Origin of the sequence: Bradyrhizobium genosp. A (assembly GCF_049949275.1) — a bacterium.
Lineage (GTDB): Bacteria > Pseudomonadota > Alphaproteobacteria > Rhizobiales > Xanthobacteraceae > Bradyrhizobium.
The window spans coordinates 6,553,485-6,570,731 of sequence record NZ_CP188196.1; the positions used below are offsets into that span (position 1 = coordinate 6,553,485).

The window sequence follows — 17,247 nt, forward strand, 5'->3', positions numbered from 1 at the left end:
GACGAGGCGCGCGCTCAGGCCACTCCAAAACGTCACATGCGATTGCCCTACCGAAAATGGCGAGGGATGTCCGGTCCAAGAGGTTCGCGCCATGACAGCAGCGTCCCTGACCGGCGTCGATGCGCAGACTGAGGTGCCGCTCAAGCGCCGCCTCAAGCGAGCGGAGCGCGCCCGCCAGATCAAGGCGCTGGCACTGGTTGTGCCGCTTCTGCTGTTTCTACTCTTCACCTTCGCGGGCCCGATCGCCGGCATGCTGTGGCGTGCCGTCGACGACCGCGAGGTGCGCCAGGTTCTGCCGCAAACCGTCGCGGCTCTCGCCGACTGGGACGGCAAGGACCTGCCGGACGAAAAGGCCTATGCGGCGCTGGCGAGCGACATCCTGACGGCGCGCGCCTCCGGCACCATTGCGATTGCGGCCAAGCGGCTCAATTACGCCCTGAACGGTTTTCGCACGATCCTGACCAGCACCGCACGCAACCTCAAGGCGGCGCCCGAGCCCGGCACGGCCAGGGAAACGCTGGGCAAGATCAACCCGGCCTGGCGCGAGCGCACCACCTGGACGACGATCAAGGACGCCAGCGGCCCGGCGACCGGCTTCTATCTTCTGGCAGCACTCGACCTGACGCGGAACGTGGACGGCGCGATCGTCGCAACCTCGCCGGATCAGGCCATCTACCGCGATGTTTTCGCCCGCACCTTCCTCATCAGCATCAGTGTCACCGCACTCTGCCTGATCCTTGGCTTCCCGGTTGCCTACCTGCTGGCGACGCTGCCGCCCGGTCGGTCGAACCTGCTGATGATCTTCGTGCTGCTGCCGTTCTGGACCTCGCTTCTGGTCCGCACCTGCGCCTGGATCGTGCTGCTGCAAAGCAAGGGCGTCGTGAACGACAGCCTGCTTTGGCTTGGCATCATCGACGAGCCGCTGCGCCTGATCTACAACCGCTTCGGTGTCTGCGTGGCGATGACCCACGTGCTCCTGCCGTTCATGATCCTGCCGCTGTACAGCAGCATGAAGGCGATCTCGCCGGCTTACATGCGTGCCGCCGCCTCGCTCGGCGCACCACCCCTCACCGCCTTCCTGCGGATCTACCTGCCGCAAACCCTGCCCGGCATCGGCGCGGGAAGCCTGCTCGTCTTCATCCTGGCGCTCGGCTACTACATCACGCCGGCCCTGGTCGGCGGCGCCGCCGATCAGATGATCAGCTATTTCATCGCGCTCTACACCACCGAGACGGCCAATTGGGGTCTTGCGTCGGCGTTGGGCGCGGTGCTGCTGCTGGCCACTATTCTGCTCGCGCTTGTCTATGGCAAGCTGGTGCAGGGCCAGCAGGTTACGGGAGGGATGAAGAATTGAGCGAGAATCTCTCCCTCCGCACGCCCAGCCAGCGCATCGCGTGGACCGCGACCATATTCATCTCGACGCTGGTGTTCATCTTCCTGATCGCGCCCATCCTGGCGATCATGCCGCTGTCGTTCAGCTCGGGCTCGTACCTGACCTATCCGCTGCCGGGCCTCTCCTTGCGCTGGTACGACGATTTCATCAGTTCGCCACGCTGGATGAATTCGCTGAAGAACAGCATGATCATCGGCGTCGCTTCGACCGTGCTGTCGATGGTTTTGGGCACGCTGGCCGCGCTGGGGCTGGCGCAGTGGAAGAGCAGCTTCAAGCCGCTGGTGCTGGCTTTCGTGCTATCGCCGGTGGTCGTGCCCGGTGTCATCACCGCGGTCGGTCTGTATTTCTTCTTCGCGCCGATCGGGCTGACCGGCAGCTATCTCGGCTTGATCCTGGCTCACACCGCGCTTGCGACGCCGTTTGTGGTGATCACGGTCGGCGCGACGCTGCAAAGCTTCGACACCAATCTTGCGCGCGCCGCCGCCTCCCTTGGCGCCTCACCGCTCGAAGCGTTCCGCCGCGTGATCCTGCCGCTGATCCTGCCGGGACTCGCGTCGGGTGCGCTGTTCGCCTTCGCGACCAGCTTCGACGAGGTGGTGATCGTGCTGTTCATGGCCGGTCCCGAGCAACGCACCCTGCCGCGCGAGATGTTCAGCGGCATCCGCGAGAACATCAGCCCGACGATTACCGCAGCGGCGGTCGTCCTGACGACGGTCTCGGTCATCCTCCTCGCCACCCTGGAAGGCCTGCGCCGGCGCAACGAACGACTCAAGGGCAGTAGCGCCTGAGCTGGCTGGCAGCTTTCTTCTTCCTTCCCCCTTCGGCCTGTCCGTCACATGTATCGTCTCACGCTGTCGAGAAATCGTTGTTTCTCGCCGGGCGCGTAACCTTGGGAAGCTCCATAATACGGTTCATTGTATTGATTGTACGGTGCGGACCGGGAGTGGATCGGCGGCGCAGCTGGCGCGTACGATCTGGTCTCGGCGGGCGCGGGCGATCTTGATCCGACTTGGCGAGAATAATGCCGATTGCTCCCTCTCACCGGCGTCGTCGCACCAGCGTAATACGGGTTGAGGACGCACATCTGACCGTTGGCCGACGCCCTGCATTGGTCCATCGTCGCGTAGCTGCATCGATAGTAAGGGGTAGCTCCGAATGAGACGACGTACAGGCAAACGGGAAAAGCCGGATCATATCTCTGAGCCCGGGCGTGCCCTGCTGTTAAGACGATACCCATCGTCAAAATCGTCAAAGCCAATGTGCGCATTGGAACTTCCTCCAAGTCGTCACAACACTGGGTGCACCTAGATTGTAGGCAGTATTGATCCAAGTCAATGCTCACGGAATAGGCTCATGCACGTGCAGTGAGACAGCGGCGTTCGCCCGGAAGCAGAAAGGGTTCACACCGTCTCCCCCTGCTTATTCTCAATCGTTTTCACGTCTCCCCGGCTTTGCCGCCGCGATGGTTTGTCGCTAGAACAGTCCCCGCAACAAAGCCCAAACAACAACGCTGAGGGAGAAAACGATATGCATAAACTCATCGCCGCCGTTGCGGCCAGCTTCGCCATCGCCACGACCTGCGGAACGGCGCAGGCGCAGATTTCCGACAATGTCGTCAAGCTCGGCGTGCTCACGGACATGTCGAGCCTTTATGCCGACGCGACCGGCAAGGGCTCGCTGGCCGCTGTCGAGATGGCCGTGGCCGATTACGGCGGCAAGGTCGCCGGCGTTCCGATCCAGATCGTTTCCGCCGACCACCAGAACAAGCCCGACGTCGGCGTCAATATCGCCCGCAACTGGTACGACAATGAGAAGGTGGACGCGGTCCTCGACGTACCGACATCTTCGGTGGCGCTGCCGATCTCGGCACTGACGCGCGAGAAGAACAAGATCAACATCAATTCCGGCGGCGGCTCGTCCGACATCACCGGCACCGCCTGCTCGCCCAACACGGTGCACTGGACCTACGACACCTACGCGCTCTCGAACGTCGCAGGCCGAGCGATGGTGAAGCGGGGCGAGGACACCTGGTTCTTCGTCACCGCCGACTACGCCTTCGGCATGGCGCTGCAGCGCGACGCCGCCAATGTCGTCAAGGAGAGCGGCGGCAAGGTGATCGGCGAGGTCCGTCATCCGCTCAACTCGTCGGACTTCTCATCCTTCCTGCTGCAGGCCCAGGCCTCGAAGGCCAAGGTGGTCGCGCTGGCGGATGCCGGCGGCGACACCACCAATGCGCTGAAGCAGGCGGCCGAGTTCGGCCTGACGCAAGGCGGCCAGAAGATGATCGCGCTGTTGATGGAGATCACCGACGTTCACTCGCTCGGCATCAAGGCGACGCAGGGCCTGATCATCACCGACGCGTTCTACTGGGACAGCAATGAGGAGACGCGCGCCTTCTCAAAACGCTTCAACGAGAAGGTCGGCCACATGCCGACCATGATCCAGGCCGGTCTCTATTCGGCGACCATGCATTATCTGAAGGCGATCGAGGCCATCAAGACCGACGAGGCACCGAAGGTGATGGAGCAGATGCGTAAGACGCCGGTCAACGACTTCTTCGCCAAGAACGGCAAGATCCGCATCGACGGCCGCATGGTCCACGACATGTATCTGTTCGAGGTGAAGAAGCCGGAAGAGTCCAAGGGCGAGTGGGACCTCTACAAGCTGATCGCCACCGTGCCCGGCGACGAAGCCTTCCGTCCGCTCGACAAGGGCGGTTGCCCGCTGGTGAAGTGAGGTCTTCTCCCTCCCCCTGCTCTGCCCATTCCTCATCCTGAGGAGCTTGCGAAGCAAGCGTCTCGAAGGATGAAGGCCCGGCCGGTGGCCTCGCCCTTCGAGACGCGCGCGAAGAGTGCGCTCCTCAGGGTGAGGATCAACAGATCCTGTGACGAAAGACACGACAGCGCGCCCGGTGAAAACCGGGCGCGCAGCGTTTAGGCCGTCGCGTGAGCTGCATTACTCGGAATACTTGAACTCGGGCATGTTCTTCAGCTCGTCCTTGGATGCGCTGAACACGGCGTGGTCCGGATACCACTTCGAGCCCGACGGCGCCGTCGTGGTCGTCTTCTCGGTGCCGGTCGCAGCGCCGGTGGTGGTGGTGGTCGACTTGCTCATGGTGCCGGGAGCGCCCGGAGCCGCACCGGTGCCGGTATAGGCCACTGCCTCATTGACGAATTTCAGCTTCTCGTACGGCACGGCGACGAGATGCTCGCCCATGCCGAGGAAGCCGCCGACGCCGATCACCGCGATCTTCACCGCGCCGGTCTTGTCCATCAGCAGGTCATTGATCGAGCCGATGCTCTCGTTGGCGTCGTTGTAGATCTTCAAACCCACCATCTTCGACGCACGCCATTCGCCCGACGCGGTCGTGGTCGTCGCGGTGGCCGCGGGTGGCGACTTATCGGTGGTGGCGGTCGGGTTTTGCGCAAACGCAACGGTCGCAAGCAAAGCTGTGCCGGCAAGGCCGGCGGCGATCGATTTCATCAACATGGTTGTCCTCTCCTTCAGCAGAAACTCATGCGGAGAGAACAGCCACGATCACGTGCAGTTCCTGAGCTGCGGCAATTTCGTTGCGCCATTGCGGCGCTGCATTGCGGGGAAGGTTCCTGCGTCACACAGGAACGTTTTGCGGTTCCCCGCCGACGATCACGCGCCCTGGGATGTCACACGATCGCGGCGAGGAACGCGCCGACCCGCGTCGCCCAGGTCAGCTCTTGTAGTCGATCAGCAGCGCCGAAAAATCCGAATTGCCCGACGAGCTCGTCGTGCCATTGGCACCATAGGACGAGCTCGAGGACTGCGACTGCTGCAGCGCCTGGATGAACTGCTCGAGGATCTTGGCCGTGCTGGAATCAGTCGAGCTGCTGCTGCTCGTCTGGTCCGTGGACGACGCGGAATTCGAAGAGCCGTCATCCGACGGCGGCGGACCGGGAGGCGGGCCACCCGCGCCGCCGGGACCGCCGGATCCCTTGGAGAAGGCGGACTGAAACACGCCCTTCAGCTCGTCGGCCTGGCTCGACGTCAACGTCCCGTTCGAGACCTCGTTGGAGATGAGATCGTCGATCTTCGATTTCAGGCCGTCCTTGGACGGCTTGGTGCCGCTCGACTGATCGCTGGACTTGCTCTGCTGAAGCGCGGTGTCGATGTCTTGCAGGGCGGTCGTGAGCGCGGACTGGTCCGACGACGAGATCGTGCCGTTGGAAACTTCCGATTGCAATTCCTGCTGCAGCTTCTGCAGCGGCGACTGGTAGTTACCGGCGGAGGCCGCCGAAATCGAGGTCATGATGGCACCGTGGTTTTTGCGGGGTTTCGTGCATTCCGGCGCCACGGTATGGTTAACGGCCTTAACGAGACCTTGCCGTACGACTACGCGGTCGTTGCGGGGTGTTGCGGAAACATATCCAGAAACAAACTGTAACAAAAATCTTCGCCATTTGGCCCGAATCTTGGACAAATAAAGCTCATGGCCATTCCTTCTCCCAACATCCTGGTCGTCGAGGACGACCGCGAAACCCGGACGTTGATTGCGAAATATCTCCGCAACAACTCCTGCAACGTGACCGCTGTGAGCGACGGGCGCGAGATGTCGCGTGCCATGGCCGACCACCGCGTTGATCTCATCATCCTCGACGTCATGCTGCCGGGCGAGGACGGTCTCAGCCTGTGCCGCAAGGTGCGCGCCGAAGCACAGACGCCGATCATCATGCTGACCGCGCGCGGCGAGGACGTCGACCGTATCGTCGGCCTCGAGATGGGTGCGGACGATTATCTGCCGAAGCCGTTCAACCCGCGCGAGCTGCTCGCCCGCATCAACGCGGTGCTGCGGCGTCAGGCCTCCGCACAGGCCGCGAGCTCGATCGAGGGCGCCTCCACGCTCGCCTTCGAAGGCTGGCGCATCGACCTGCGGCTGCGCGAGCTGCGCAATCCGGAAGGCGCGCGCGTCGCGGTGACCAGCGCCGAGTTCGACCTGCTCCGGACGTTCTGCGAACGTCCCGGCCGCGTGCTGTCGCGCGACAGCCTGCTCGACCTCACGCAGGGCCGCAACACCGGCTCGTTCGAACGCTCGATCGACGTGCTGGTCAGCCGCATCCGCCGCAAGATCGAGCCCAATCCGGCCGATCCCACTATCATCAAGACGGTGCGTTCCGGCGGTTATTTGTTTACGCCCAGAACGGAAGCGGTTACGACGCCCTTGAGCAGCTGACGGGGCGTGCGACGATGAGGCCGTTCGGGTTCTTCCACCTCAAGGGGATCGGCGGGCAGATCGCCGCGCTGGTGCTGGCCTCGACCGTCGCGCTGCATCTCGTCGTCACCACCGCCTTCCTGATCAGCCGGCCCGACCGACCGGACGCACCGCCCGACGGCGCGCCCCAATTGATGGACGCAGCGCTGCTGCTCGGCTCGGCAGGGCCGGAGGACCGGCCGCGCCTCACCGCAGATCTCGCGCGCGCCTTCCCGAAGCTCAACATCGAGACGCACGCGCCGGGCACGGCGACGGTGGTCGAGGACAGCGAAAGCCAACACCTGCACGGGCTCCGCCGCCATCTCGGCCGCGGCTACAAGGTGGTGCAGCTCGCGCCCGAGGGCGGCGTCCACCGCATCGGCGTGGAATTGCCTGACGGCACCGTGGTCGCGGGCCATGTCGAGAACGGCCCGCGGCCGTGGTTCTGGGGCGCACCGTGGCTCATCACGCTGATGACCGCCTTCATCTGCATCAGCGTGCTCGGCCTGTGGGCGGCGCGCGCCCTGGCGACGCCGTTGTCGTCCTTTGCCAAGGCGGCCGAGAATTTCAGCCTGGACGGCGCCGCCGAGCCGCTGCCCGAGCGCGGCCCGGAGGAGATCCGCTCAGTGGCCCGCGCGCTCAACCGCATGCATGAGCGGATCGCGCGGCTGATGTCGGATCGCACCCGCATGCTCGCTGCGATCAGCCACGATCTGCGCACCCCGATCACGCGGCTGCGCCTGCGCGCCGAGTTCATCGAGGATGAGGGCAATCGCAAGCGCATGCTGATCGACCTCGACCAGATGCGCTCGATGCTGGAATCCGTGCTGTCATTGCTGCGCAACGACCGCAAGATCGAGGCGGTGACGCTGGTCGATATCGCCAGCACGCTGCAGCTGATCGCCGACCAGTTCGGCGACATGGGCCATGTCGTGCATTACGAGGGACCGCTGTCGGCGACCGCCGCGGCGCGGCCGGACGATCTGCACCGCGGCGTCACCAATCTGGTTGAGAACGCGGTGCGCTTCGGCGCCGAGGTGACGATCCGCCTCGATGTCGACGGCAGCAGGCTCGTCATCGACGTCGAGGATGACGGCCCCGGCATTTCGGACGCGCGCAAGCAGGAGATGCTGGAGCCGTTCGTGCGCGGCGACGACGCGCGCACCATGGACGAGTCCACCGGCTTCGGCCTCGGCCTGTCGATCGCGCGCGCCATCGCGCTCGCCCATGGCGGCGAGCTATCGTTGCACGACCGTCAGCCGCACGGACTGATCGTGCGGATGCAATTGCCGGTGTGGCAGCGGCCGCGGCTCGCGGCGTAAATCTTAAGCCGCGAGCGGCGGATATTCGACGACGGGCTCGTCGAAGATCGCGATCGCCTCGAAGCGATAGCCGCAGGCGTGGCATGTCCAGAGATAGGAAACCCGCCCTTCGCCCGGCTCGATCCAGTCGGGCTGCGCGATCGGCGCGCCGCACTGGGCACAGGGGTTCTGCTTGGGGATGTCGTCGATGTGTACTGTGGTCATGGACGTCCTCCCGAATTGCCGTTTTTGGGTAGGCGTTTTTGGGCGAAAGCACGAATGGACAGACCTGCTGTCGCGTGGGCACTCCGCCGAGACCCCTGTTAACTCATGTTTGAGTCGTAAAAGCGACGGCCCCGGCGAAAATCGCAGATGGTTTCGCCACATCATCGCCGCGTTCCCGCGCCCTAACGCACAAGGGCGCAGGTTGTGCCGAAGGATATCTGATGAAAATTTTACGCGTCGCCGCATTCGTCGCGGCCGGACTGATGTCACCGCAGGCCGCTTTCGCAGGCCAGGCCGACTATGCCGAGATGGTTGCCATGCATGCGCGCGCCAACGGCGTGCCGGAGGCGCTGGTGCATCGCGTCATCATGCGCGAGAGCCGCTACCAGCCTGGTCTGGTCGGCCATGGCGGCACGGTCGGGCTGATGCAGATCAAGCTCGCGACCGCCCGCGGCCTCGGCTACTCCGGCGATGCCGCCGGCCTGCGCGACCCCAACACCAATCTCACCTATGCGGTCAAATACCTCGCCGGCGCCTACCACGCCGCAAATGGCGACCACGACCGAGCCGTGCGTTATTTCGCGGGCGGCTATTACTACGCTGCAAAGCGGCAGCGCCAGCAAGCCGTGCAGCAGGCGAGCTTCGAGCCTCAGCTCGAGCCGAACGGCAATCCGCAGCCGATGTTCGGCGCCGCACCGCATCGCAAGCTGGCGCAACATATCCGCAATGCGCGGGCGCAAGTTCCCGGGAACATGCGTTGACACCAGCCGTCACTAGCCTACATTAGAGCCGTTCCGAGGGGTGCTCCGAGGAGGAGCTGAGATACCGCTAAATGGGTCAGAAGGCCCAGGACCGCGGTGACCCTTTGAACCTGATCCGGGTCATGCCGGCGAAGGGACAGGGATGTTGCAGACGACCAAGCGACCGGAGTCTCCGGTATCTATCATCGGTGCAGGCATAGCCGGAGCCTGGCAGGCGCTGTTGTTCGCGCAGGCCGGCCATTCCGTGACGCTACACGAGCGCAGTGACGCAGGAATGACCGACGCCACCAGCCATTGGGCCGGCGGCATGCTCGCGCCTTATTGCGAGGCGGAGGTCGCCGAACCCATCATCAGCCGCTTGGGTCTGCGCTCGCTCGACATCTGGCGGCGCGAATTGCCGGATACCCCCTTCAACGGCTCGCTCGTCGTCGCCCATCCGCGCGAGCGCAACGATTTCGAGCGCTTTGCGCGGATGACCGAGGGCCACCGCCGGCTCGATGCGGCAGGCCTCGCCGAGCTGGAGCCCTCGCTGGAAGGCCGCTTCCGCGATGCGCTGTTTTTCCCGACCGAAGGTCATGTCGAGCCGCGTCGCGTGCTGCCAAAACTGCACGAGCGCATCGTTGCGGCCGGCGGCACCATCAAGTTCGGCAGCGACGTCACCGCCCAGGATCTGCAAGGCCTCGACGGCATCGTGATCGACTGCCGCGGCCTGTCCGCGCGCGACGAGCAAAGCGAGCTTCGCGGCGTCAAAGGCGAGATGATCCTGATCGAGACCAGCGAGATACAGCTTTCGCGCCCGGTGCGGCTGATCCATCCGCGCTGGCCGCTCTACGTGATCCCGCGCGAGGACAATCTGTTCATGCTGGGCGCGACCTCGATCGAGGCCGAGGACACCGGCGTCAGCGTCCGCTCGGCGCTGGAGCTGCTGGGCGCGGCCTATGCCGTGCATCCGGCCTTTGGCGAGGCCCGCATCGTCGAATTCGGCTCGGGCCTGCGCCCCGCTTTTCCCGACAATCTGCCGCGCATCGGCGTGCGCTGCGGCAAGATCAGCGTCAACGGGCTCTACCGCCACGGCTTCCTGCTCGCGCCGGCACTCGCCGAGCTGACGCTTTCCTATGTCGAGCGCGGCCAGATCGACAATGAGGTGATGCAATGCGCGTGATCATCAACGGCGAGCAGCGCGAGGTGAATTCGGGAAGCGTCGACGCGCTGCTCGGCGAGCTCGACTACGAAGGCACCCATTTCGCCATCGCGCTCAACTACGACGTCGTGCCGAAAAGCCGCTGGGCCGAGACCCACCTGAAGGCCGGCGACGAGGTCGAGATCATCACGCCGCGGCAGGGAGGGTGAGGATGCTAAGCCCAGCTATCGTCTTGCTTCGCCTCTCCCCGCTTGCGGGGAGAGGCCGGAATTTGCGAAGCAAATTCCGGGTGAGGGGGACTCTCCGCGAGTCCGACTCTCACCTCGCCTGCGGAGACTCCCCCTCACCCCAACCCTCTCCCCGCAAGCGGGGCGAGGGAGCGCACTGCATCTGAGGAGACACCTTCATGGTGACCTTCTACGGCAAAACCTTCGCCTCCCGCCTGCTGATCGGCAGCGCGCTCTACCCCTCGCCTGCGATCATGCAGGACGCGATCCGCGCCTCCGGCTCGAACATCGTCACCGTCTCGCTCCGGCGCGAATCCGCCGGCGGCAAGACCGGGGACGCGTTCTGGAAGCTGATCCGCGAGCTCGACGTCACCGTGCTGCCGAACACCGCCGGCTGCCGCAGCGTGCGCGAAGCGGTGACCACCGCAAAACTCGCGCGCGAATTGTTCGGCACCTCCTGGATCAAGCTGGAAGTGATCGCCGACAACGACACGCTGCAGCCCGATGTCGTCGGCCTGGTCGAGGCCGCCGCCATCCTGATCAAGGACGGCTTTGAAGTGTTCCCCTATTGCACCGAGGATCTTTCGGTCGCAAACCGGCTGGTCGATGCCGGCTGCAAGGTGGTGATGCCATGGGCCGCGCCGATCGGCTCGGCCCGCGGCATCACCAATCGCGACGCGCTGAAGCTGCTGCGCGAGCGTCTGCCGGACATCACGCTGGTGGTCGACGCCGGCATCGGCGCGCCCTCGCATGCCGCCGAGGCGCTCGAGCTCGGCTATGACGCCGTGCTGCTCAACACCGCGATCGCAAAGGCCGCCGACCCGGTCGCCATGGCCAACGCCTTCCGCCTCGGCATCGAGGCCGGCCGCACCGCATACGAGGCCGGGCTGATGAACGCCCGCGATTTCGCCTCCCCCTCCACTCCTGTCGTTGGGACCCCGTTCTGGCATGCAATATCCTGATCGCTTCTATCCCGTCGTCGACAGCCTCAAATGGGTCGAGCGCCTGACCAAGCTCGGCGTAGGCACCATTCAGCTGCGCACGAAAGATCTCGACGACTCGCAAGCGCTCCAGATCGTCACCGACGCGCTGGCGATCACTGAGGGCACGCAAGCCAAGCTGGTCGTGAACGACTATTGGCGCGCGGCGATCGTCGCGGGTGCAAAATATCTGCATCTCGGCCAGGAGGACCTTGCTGATGCCGACCTCAAGGCGATCCGCGAGGCCGGCCTGTCGCTCGGCGTCTCCACCCACGACGACGCGGAGCTTGAGACGGCGCTCGCGGCAAAACCCGACTACGTCGCGCTCGGCCCGATCTTCTTCACCACGCTCAAATCGATGCGGTTCGAACCGCAGGGCATTCCGAAGATCACGGAGTGGAAGAAGCGCATCGGCTCAATCCCGCTGGTCGCGATCGGCGGCATCAAGTTCGAGCACGCCGCGGAAATCTTTGCCGCCGGCGCCGATTCCATCGCCGTCGTTTCCGATGTCACCCAAAACGCCGACCCGGATGCGCGGGTGCGGCAATGGCTCGGCCGGTCGAAAGAGGCGGCGTGATGGACACACTCTCTCCACGCCGTCATTGCGAGGAGCACTTGCGACGAAGCAATCCAGACTGCCTCCGCAGAGAGAATCTGGATTGCTTCGCTGCGCTCGCAATGACGGAGAAGCACTCTTCACCCCGTCACCCTGAGGTGGCCGCGCAAGCGGCCCTCGAAGGGTGACGGCCCGGCTCGTTCATCCTTCGAGGCTCGCATTCCGCGAGCACCTCAGGATGACGAGATTGAAATTGCACCCAGGAATTAAGAGTAACCGGAGGATCCCATGAACATCCGCTCCAACCCCGAAAAAACCGTTCCCGCCGTTACCACCGGCCCGCTGCCCTCGTCGCGAAAAATCTTCGCCTCGCCCGACGCCGCGCCCGACCTGCGCGTGCCGCTGCGCGAGATCATCCTGTCCGAAGGCGCCGGCGAGCCGAACCTGCCGGTGTACGACACCTCGGGCCCCTACACCGATCCGTCCGTTACCATAGACGTCAACGCCGGCCTCGCGCGCGGCCGCAAATCATGGGTGCTGGAGCGCGGCGGCGTCGAGGAGTATGACGGGCGCCAGATCAAGCCGGAGGACAACGGCAGCGTCTCCGCCGACAACGCCGCGCGCTCCTTCTCGGCCTATCACAAGCCATTACGCGGCCTCGACGGCCACAAGATCACCCAGCTCGAATTCGCCCGCGCCGGCATCATCACCAAGGAGATGATCTACGTCGCCGCCCGCGAAAATCTCGGCCGCAAGCAGCAGCTCGAGCGCGCGGAAGCAGCCCTTGCCGACGGCGAAAGCTTTGGCGCGGAAGTCCCCGCCTTCATCACGCCGGAGTTCGTGCGCAGCGAGATCGCGCGCGGCCGCGCCATCATCCCCTCCAACATCAATCACTCCGAGCTCGAGCCGATGATCATCGGCCGCAACTTCCTGACCAAGATCAACGCCAATATCGGCAATTCGGCGGTGACGTCGTCGGTCGAGGAAGAGGTCGAGAAGATGGTGTGGGCGATCCGCTGGGGCGCCGACACCGTGATGGACCTCTCGACGGGCCGCAACATCCACACCACCCGCGAATGGATCTTGCGCAACGCGCCGGTGCCGATCGGCACCGTTCCGATTTATCAGGCGCTGGAGAAGTGCAACGGCGACCCCGTGCAGCTGACCTGGGAGCTCTACAAGGACACGCTGATCGAGCAGTGCGAGCAGGGCGTCGACTACTTTACGATCCACGCCGGCGTGCGCCTGCAATACATCCACCTCACTGCCAACCGCGTCACCGGCATCGTCTCGCGCGGTGGTTCGATCATGGCGAAGTGGTGCCTGGCGCATCACAAGGAAAGCTTTCTCTATACGCATTTCGACGAGATCTGCGACCTCATGCGCAAGTATGACGTCTCGTTCTCGCTCGGCGATGGCCTCCGTCCGGGCTCGATCGCGGACGCCAACGACCGCGCGCAGTTTGCCGAACTCGAAACGCTCGGCGAACTGACGAAAATCGCGTGGGACAAGGGCTGCCAGGTCATGATCGAAGGCCCCGGCCACGTGCCGATGCACAAGATCAAGATCAACATGGACAAGCAGCTCAAGGAGTGCGGCGAGGCGCCGTTCTACACGCTTGGACCGCTGACCACCGACATCGCACCGGGCTATGACCACATCACCTCGGGCATCGGTGCGGCCATGATCGGCTGGTTCGGCTGCGCCATGCTCTGCTACGTGACGCCGAAGGAGCATCTCGGCCTGCCCGACCGCAACGACGTCAAGACCGGCGTCATCACCTACAAGATCGCGGCCCACGCCAGCGATCTCGCCAAGGGCCACCCCGCCGCGCAACTGCGCGACGACGCCCTCTCCCGCGCCCGTTTCGACTTCCGCTGGACCGACCAGTTCAACCTCGGCCTCGATCCCGACACCGCAAAAAACTTCCACGACGAGACCCTGCCGAAGGAAGCCCACAAGGTCGCCCATTTCTGCTCGATGTGCGGCCCAAAATTCTGCTCGATGAAGATCACGCAGGACGTGCGGGACTACGCGGCGACGCTGAACGATCCGAACTCGGTGGGGATGTCGATGAGCGGGACGGCCGAGGACGGCATGAAGCAGATGAGCGCGAAGTTCAAGGAGATGGGGAGCAGCGTGTATCTGGATGCGGAGAAGGTGAAGGAGAGCAATCGGGTGTTGTGAGGGTGCTCGAGCTGGACTTGCGTTGAAGGCCGGGCGAAAGCCCGGCCTTTTTGTTTACGACAATCGGCCATAGCTCGAAGAGCGAGGGCAGAATCATCATTCGCTTTCTTCTTCAACATAGTGGTTACACCTCGCTAACCTACTCTGTGAAGTCTCTGCCTCCGTTGGTCGCGAATTCGCTTCATATCGATGTAAGGTAGAACGCAAGACGTTGTGGCGCGAGCGGTATCGCACCTTTGAAGTACAGATTACATCATGTGATATTCTTTTTCCTAGTCGCCGGCGTTTCAGGTGCGCCGGCGCAGGAGCAGCCGCGCGTGGCCGGCGGGCCGATCGCGCCTGCAGAGGTCGTGCTTTATATCCAATCAGACTTGAAGCGCACAGAGTTCGTTCATCCGCTGGTTTGCGCGCTTCAGCGCGTGCTCACCGCACCCATCTCTGTGCAGGCTCTCGACCTTCCACTCAGACCCGAATTGCGCGCAACGCCCACGCAGTTCGAGGTCACCAAGGTGGCAGACCGCTTCATCCAGCGAACGGAAAACGAAGGAAATGCGCCTTCGTTCAAGTACCTTCTTATTCCGTACGATATGAAGGTCGAGGCTTGGAACTGGCGCTATGCATTTTCTACGAGCTTTGGCGACCCAACGACGTCCTACCACGCCGGCATCGTCTCTACCGCGCGGATCGTTGCCGGCAATTGGTGGCTGCAATCGCCTTGGGACCACCAGATAACGGCGACGCGCGCTTACAAGCTGATTCTCAAATCAATCGCACAGACCGCAGGACATCGCGGCACGGGCGCCTGCATTCTCGCAACTTCACTCAGCCTCGAGGAATTGGATCGAAAATCATCCGAATTTTGCCCGGATGATCGCGACGCGCTTGTTGCTGCCGGCATTCTCAAGGAGAAAGAAGAGCAGCACGGCCCCGGCTGCATGACCGTTGCAGGGCGATTGCTTGTGCCAATGCTCGTGACAGCACGCAGGATGCTGGACGATTGGTGGGCTACGCCACGCTGACCTACCCTGCGCAGCGAGCCCGTAGGGTGGGTTAGCGTAGCGTAACCCACCACTTGCCATCCAAAGCCTCTCCAGACGTGGTGGGTTACGCCTTACGCCGTCGCGTGTCGAACGACTACGCTTGTGAGCGGCTAACCCACACTACGCCGCTCAACTTAACGACGCCAATTCACGCGCGAGATTATCGCGGGCTCGCTGATCATATTTCGTGGCAAAACCAGCGTCAGGATAGATGACCGGGCGGGCGGCGAACCTGCGGAGCACCGCGGCGCGCCCCTCTCGATAGTCGGCGTCGCTGACGTGGATGAACTCCTGCCGGATCGCGGCGGCATAGGCGTCATAGCGCGTCGGCTCCGCGCCCAGGATACTGAGATCGATCGAGATCAGGATGGCTCCAAGCCGATCATCCGCCGCGACATCGTGAGATTTCGTCAGCCGGATCAGGCGGCCGACCTCGTGAATGATATCGACGCGCACATGCCGTTCGGCCAGTTGGGCACTGAGCTCTTCGTTGTCCCGTCGGGTCGGATCGTAAACGACGTCGTGCCACCAGATCGCTTCGGTCAGGATCTCGCGCTCGTGAGCCGAGATACCGTCCACCTGCACAAGTGCGGCCAGGCAATCCTCGATATGCGCGAGGTTGTGATAATGGCGGCCGGGCGTCGTGTAGGCAGCAGCCAGTTCTTGGCGGTCCATCGCCGAGGTATAGGATGAATGCTGGGGAGATGGTAGCCATTGCTCAAGATGTCCGACCGCGATCTCCACCGCCTCCCAGATCAGCTCCGCGAATACCTCCGCCTCGTCTTCGTCGGCACCGCCGCCAGCACGCGCTCGGCCGAGGTCGGGCACTACTACGCCCATCCCGGCAACCGCTTCTGGCGCGCGATCCACGAGGCCGGGATCACGCCGCGGCGGTATCAGCCGGGTGAGTTCGCGGCGCTGATCGAGCTCGGGATCGGCTTCACCGATCTCTCCAAGTCGGGCGCCGGGATGGATCATCAGATCGCGCGTGAGACGATCGACGTGCCGGGGTTCAGGGCCAAGATCGAAAAGTATCGGCCGCGGACGATTGCGTTCACGAGCAAGAAGGGGGCGAGCTTGTTTTATGGCAGGCCGTCGAGCGGAATTGCGCTCGGGCGGCAGCCGCGCGACGAGGGCTGGCCGGAGATTTTTGTGCTGCCCTCGCCGTCCGGTGCGGCGTCAGGGCATTGGACGCTGGAGCCGTGGCGGGAGTTGGCGAAGTGGATCGGCTTGTAGGGTGGGTTAGCGTAGCGTAACCCACCACTTCTGTCGCCGCGGAAACTAAAGAGGTGGGTTACGCTTCGCTAACCCACCCTACGAGAGCGCGCCACACGCACAGACCTCATCCTGAGGAGACCGCGAAGCGGTCGTCTCGAAGGATGGCGACGGGCGAGATGCGGGCCTGCATGGTTCGAGACGGCGCTTCGCGCCTCCTCACCATGAGGAGGTATCACCGTCGGCACACGCCCTAAAGATCGAAATTGGTGGGCATCATCACCACGTCGCGAATTGTCATGCCGCGCGGCCGTGTCAGCATGAACATCACCACTTCAGCCACTTCGCTGGCCTCCAGCAGGCTGCCGGAGTCCCTCGCTTCCTGCAGCTTCTCGGGCGGCCAGTCCGCGAGCAGTGCGGTGACGACCGGGCCGGGCGAGATCGAGCCCACGCGAATGCCGTGCTTGAAGACCTGGCGCCGTACCGTCTGGACAAAGCAGTTGATCGCCCATTTGGATGACGCATAGACCGGTTCCCACGGCGTCGGAAAATGCGCCGCCAGCGAGCTCGTGACGATGATGTCGCCGGTCCGGCGCGCGATCATGTGCGGCAGCACGTCGTGCACATTCTTCATCACGACGTTGACATTCAGGTTCAGCATCCGGTCGATCGCCATCGTGTCGGCATCGACCAGGTCGCCACCGACATAGGTGCCCGCATTCGCATGCAGGATGTCGAGCTGCCCTGCCTGCTCCAGGACGCGCGGCAGCAGCGTTGCGCAGGCTTTGGGATCCAAGAGGTCGACGACCAGCGGGATCACCGCGTCGCCATGCCTGTTGCAGAGCGCCTTCAGCGCGGCCTCGTCGCGGTCGACCATCACCACCCGCGCGCCTGCGGCCAGCATCGCCTCGGCACTCGCCAACCCGATGCCCGACGCGGCCCCGGTCACGGCGGCAACCTTGCCTTCCAATTCTCTCGTCATGGGATCACCATCCAGCTG

The 17,247-nt window shown here is 63.8% G+C and carries 19 protein-coding genes and 1 riboswitch; of the genes, 13 read left to right on the top strand and 6 right to left on the bottom strand.

All coding sequences use genetic code 11. The features are described from left to right. Positions 1 to 91 precede the first annotated feature (91 nt). Together ACP2YP_RS30720 and ACP2YP_RS30725 are read left to right on the top strand one after the other, a co-directional pair. The gene (locus ACP2YP_RS30720) at positions 92 to 1,354 is read left to right on the top strand and encodes an ABC transporter permease (RefSeq protein WP_426419967.1); all 1,263 of its coding nucleotides are present in this window, start codon (positions 92 to 94) and stop codon (positions 1,352 to 1,354) included. Then, a complete protein-coding gene (locus ACP2YP_RS30725; RefSeq protein ID WP_426419968.1) occupies positions 1,351 to 2,181 on the top strand; it encodes an ABC transporter permease in 831 nt (276 codons plus the stop codon). The genes ACP2YP_RS30720 and ACP2YP_RS30725 overlap by 4 nt, the downstream gene beginning before the upstream one ends. Positions 2,182 to 2,225: 44 nt before the next feature. Here the strand turns inward: ACP2YP_RS30725 and ACP2YP_RS30730 are convergent, their stop codons facing one another. Beyond that, on the bottom strand, positions 2,226 to 2,660 hold the full coding sequence (locus ACP2YP_RS30730) for a DUF3551 domain-containing protein (RefSeq protein WP_426419969.1): 435 nt from the start codon (positions 2,658 to 2,660) through the stop codon (positions 2,226 to 2,228). A gap of 260 nt (positions 2,661 to 2,920) precedes the next feature. On the opposite strand from ACP2YP_RS30730, the gene ACP2YP_RS30735 reads away from it, so the two are divergent. After that, the gene (locus tag ACP2YP_RS30735; protein WP_426419970.1) at positions 2,921 to 4,129 is read left to right on the top strand and encodes an ABC transporter substrate-binding protein; all 1,209 of its coding nucleotides are present in this window, start codon (positions 2,921 to 2,923) and stop codon (positions 4,127 to 4,129) included. A 219-nt stretch (positions 4,130 to 4,348) separates the two neighbouring features. On the opposite strand, the gene ACP2YP_RS30740 is transcribed toward ACP2YP_RS30735, so the two are convergent. Continuing rightward, positions 4,349 to 4,882, bottom strand: a complete 534-nt coding sequence (locus ACP2YP_RS30740; protein ID WP_426419971.1) for a PRC-barrel domain-containing protein — start codon at positions 4,880 to 4,882, stop codon at positions 4,349 to 4,351. A gap of 217 nt (positions 4,883 to 5,099) precedes the next feature. Next, positions 5,100 to 5,675, bottom strand: a complete 576-nt coding sequence (locus ACP2YP_RS30745; RefSeq protein ID WP_426419972.1) for a hypothetical protein — start codon at positions 5,673 to 5,675, stop codon at positions 5,100 to 5,102. A 180-nt stretch (positions 5,676 to 5,855) separates the two neighbouring features. Between ACP2YP_RS30745 and ACP2YP_RS30750 the strand changes: the two genes are divergently transcribed. Further along, on the top strand, positions 5,856 to 6,596 hold the full coding sequence (locus ACP2YP_RS30750) for a response regulator (RefSeq protein WP_426419973.1): 741 nt from the start codon (positions 5,856 to 5,858) through the stop codon (positions 6,594 to 6,596). Positions 6,597 to 6,610: 14 nt separating this feature from the next. Continuing rightward, positions 6,611 to 7,936 (top strand): ATP-binding protein, encoded by a 1,326-nt coding sequence (locus ACP2YP_RS30755; protein WP_426419974.1) that lies wholly within the window; start codon positions 6,611 to 6,613, stop codon positions 7,934 to 7,936. A gap of 3 nt (positions 7,937 to 7,939) precedes the next feature. Here the strand turns inward: ACP2YP_RS30755 and ACP2YP_RS30760 are convergent, their stop codons facing one another. Continuing rightward, complete coding sequence (locus ACP2YP_RS30760) at positions 7,940 to 8,140, bottom strand: hypothetical protein (RefSeq protein WP_426419975.1); 201 nt, start codon at positions 8,138 to 8,140, stop codon at positions 7,940 to 7,942. A 221-nt stretch (positions 8,141 to 8,361) separates the two neighbouring features. On the opposite strand from ACP2YP_RS30760, the gene ACP2YP_RS30765 reads away from it, so the two are divergent. From ACP2YP_RS30765 to ACP2YP_RS30795, 7 genes are all read left to right on the top strand, one after another. Continuing rightward, positions 8,362 to 8,901: a transglycosylase SLT domain-containing protein gene (locus ACP2YP_RS30765; protein ID WP_426419976.1), complete on the top strand. Its 540-nt coding sequence runs from the start codon at positions 8,362 to 8,364 to the stop codon at positions 8,899 to 8,901. Positions 8,902 to 8,927: 26 nt separating this feature from the next. Beyond that, positions 8,928 to 9,056: riboswitch (TPP riboswitch) on the top strand. Beyond that, the gene (locus tag ACP2YP_RS30770; protein WP_426419977.1) at positions 9,044 to 10,063 is read left to right on the top strand and encodes an FAD-dependent oxidoreductase; all 1,020 of its coding nucleotides are present in this window, start codon (positions 9,044 to 9,046) and stop codon (positions 10,061 to 10,063) included. Its footprint overlaps the riboswitch before it by 13 nt. Continuing rightward, positions 10,054 to 10,251: a sulfur carrier protein ThiS gene (gene thiS / locus ACP2YP_RS30775; RefSeq protein WP_426419978.1), complete on the top strand. Its 198-nt coding sequence runs from the start codon at positions 10,054 to 10,056 to the stop codon at positions 10,249 to 10,251. The genes ACP2YP_RS30770 and thiS overlap by 10 nt, the downstream gene beginning before the upstream one ends. 197 nt (positions 10,252 to 10,448) lie before the next feature. After that, positions 10,449 to 11,231 (top strand): thiazole synthase, encoded by a 783-nt coding sequence (locus ACP2YP_RS30780; RefSeq protein ID WP_426419979.1) that lies wholly within the window; start codon positions 10,449 to 10,451, stop codon positions 11,229 to 11,231. Further along, a complete protein-coding gene (locus ACP2YP_RS30785; protein ID WP_426419980.1) occupies positions 11,218 to 11,826 on the top strand; it encodes a thiamine phosphate synthase in 609 nt (202 codons plus the stop codon). Before ACP2YP_RS30780 ends, ACP2YP_RS30785 begins: the two co-directional genes overlap by 14 nt. 267 nt (positions 11,827 to 12,093) lie before the next feature. Beyond that, positions 12,094 to 13,992 (top strand): phosphomethylpyrimidine synthase ThiC, encoded by a 1,899-nt coding sequence (thiC, locus tag ACP2YP_RS30790; protein WP_426419981.1) that lies wholly within the window; start codon positions 12,094 to 12,096, stop codon positions 13,990 to 13,992. A gap of 257 nt (positions 13,993 to 14,249) precedes the next feature. Continuing rightward, positions 14,250 to 15,011: a hypothetical protein gene (locus ACP2YP_RS30795; RefSeq protein WP_426419982.1), complete on the top strand. Its 762-nt coding sequence runs from the start codon at positions 14,250 to 14,252 to the stop codon at positions 15,009 to 15,011. 150 nt (positions 15,012 to 15,161) lie between these two features. Here the strand turns inward: ACP2YP_RS30795 and ACP2YP_RS30800 are convergent, their stop codons facing one another. Continuing rightward, on the bottom strand, positions 15,162 to 15,707 hold the full coding sequence (locus ACP2YP_RS30800) for an HD domain-containing protein (RefSeq protein WP_426426316.1): 546 nt from the start codon (positions 15,705 to 15,707) through the stop codon (positions 15,162 to 15,164). 48 nt (positions 15,708 to 15,755) lie between these two features. Here ACP2YP_RS30800 and ACP2YP_RS30805 point away from each other — a divergent pair, with 48 nt between their 5' ends. Then, a complete protein-coding gene (locus ACP2YP_RS30805; protein ID WP_426426318.1) occupies positions 15,756 to 16,268 on the top strand; it encodes a mismatch-specific DNA-glycosylase in 513 nt (170 codons plus the stop codon). A gap of 232 nt (positions 16,269 to 16,500) precedes the next feature. On the opposite strand, the gene ACP2YP_RS30810 is transcribed toward ACP2YP_RS30805, so the two are convergent. Further along, the gene (locus tag ACP2YP_RS30810; RefSeq protein WP_426419983.1) at positions 16,501 to 17,229 is read right to left on the bottom strand and encodes an SDR family oxidoreductase; all 729 of its coding nucleotides are present in this window, start codon (positions 17,227 to 17,229) and stop codon (positions 16,501 to 16,503) included. Positions 17,230 to 17,247: the final 18 nt, after the last annotated feature.

What these genes read in the sequence shown, in the direction of transcription:
- ACP2YP_RS30720 (WP_426419967.1), top strand. Translation starts at nt 92, where the DNA reads ATGACAGCAGCGTCCCTGACCGGCGTCGATGCGCAGACTGAGGTGCCG.
- ACP2YP_RS30730 (WP_426419969.1), bottom strand. Translation starts at nt 2,660, where the DNA reads ATGCGCACATTGGCTTTGACGATTTTGACGATGGGTATCGTCTTAACA.
- ACP2YP_RS30735 (WP_426419970.1), top strand. Translation starts at nt 2,921, where the DNA reads ATGCATAAACTCATCGCCGCCGTTGCGGCCAGCTTCGCCATCGCCACG.
- ACP2YP_RS30740 (WP_426419971.1), bottom strand. Translation starts at nt 4,882, where the DNA reads ATGTTGATGAAATCGATCGCCGCCGGCCTTGCCGGCACAGCTTTGCTT.
- ACP2YP_RS30745 (WP_426419972.1), bottom strand. Translation starts at nt 5,675, where the DNA reads ATGACCTCGATTTCGGCGGCCTCCGCCGGTAACTACCAGTCGCCGCTG.
- ACP2YP_RS30750 (WP_426419973.1), top strand. Translation starts at nt 5,856, where the DNA reads ATGGCCATTCCTTCTCCCAACATCCTGGTCGTCGAGGACGACCGCGAA.
- ACP2YP_RS30755 (WP_426419974.1), top strand. Translation starts at nt 6,611, where the DNA reads ATGAGGCCGTTCGGGTTCTTCCACCTCAAGGGGATCGGCGGGCAGATC.
- ACP2YP_RS30760 (WP_426419975.1), bottom strand. Translation starts at nt 8,140, where the DNA reads ATGACCACAGTACACATCGACGACATCCCCAAGCAGAACCCCTGTGCC.
- ACP2YP_RS30765 (WP_426419976.1), top strand. Translation starts at nt 8,362, where the DNA reads ATGAAAATTTTACGCGTCGCCGCATTCGTCGCGGCCGGACTGATGTCA.
- ACP2YP_RS30770 (WP_426419977.1), top strand. Translation starts at nt 9,044, where the DNA reads ATGTTGCAGACGACCAAGCGACCGGAGTCTCCGGTATCTATCATCGGT.
- thiS (WP_426419978.1), top strand. Translation starts at nt 10,054, where the DNA reads ATGCGCGTGATCATCAACGGCGAGCAGCGCGAGGTGAATTCGGGAAGC.
- ACP2YP_RS30780 (WP_426419979.1), top strand. Translation starts at nt 10,449, where the DNA reads ATGGTGACCTTCTACGGCAAAACCTTCGCCTCCCGCCTGCTGATCGGC.
- ACP2YP_RS30785 (WP_426419980.1), top strand. Translation starts at nt 11,218, where the DNA reads ATGCAATATCCTGATCGCTTCTATCCCGTCGTCGACAGCCTCAAATGG.
- thiC (WP_426419981.1), top strand. Translation starts at nt 12,094, where the DNA reads ATGAACATCCGCTCCAACCCCGAAAAAACCGTTCCCGCCGTTACCACC.
- ACP2YP_RS30800 (WP_426426316.1), bottom strand. Translation starts at nt 15,707, where the DNA reads ATGGACCGCCAAGAACTGGCTGCTGCCTACACGACGCCCGGCCGCCAT.
- ACP2YP_RS30805 (WP_426426318.1), top strand. Translation starts at nt 15,756, where the DNA reads ATGTCCGACCGCGATCTCCACCGCCTCCCAGATCAGCTCCGCGAATAC.
- ACP2YP_RS30810 (WP_426419983.1), bottom strand. Translation starts at nt 17,229, where the DNA reads ATGACGAGAGAATTGGAAGGCAAGGTTGCCGCCGTGACCGGGGCCGCG.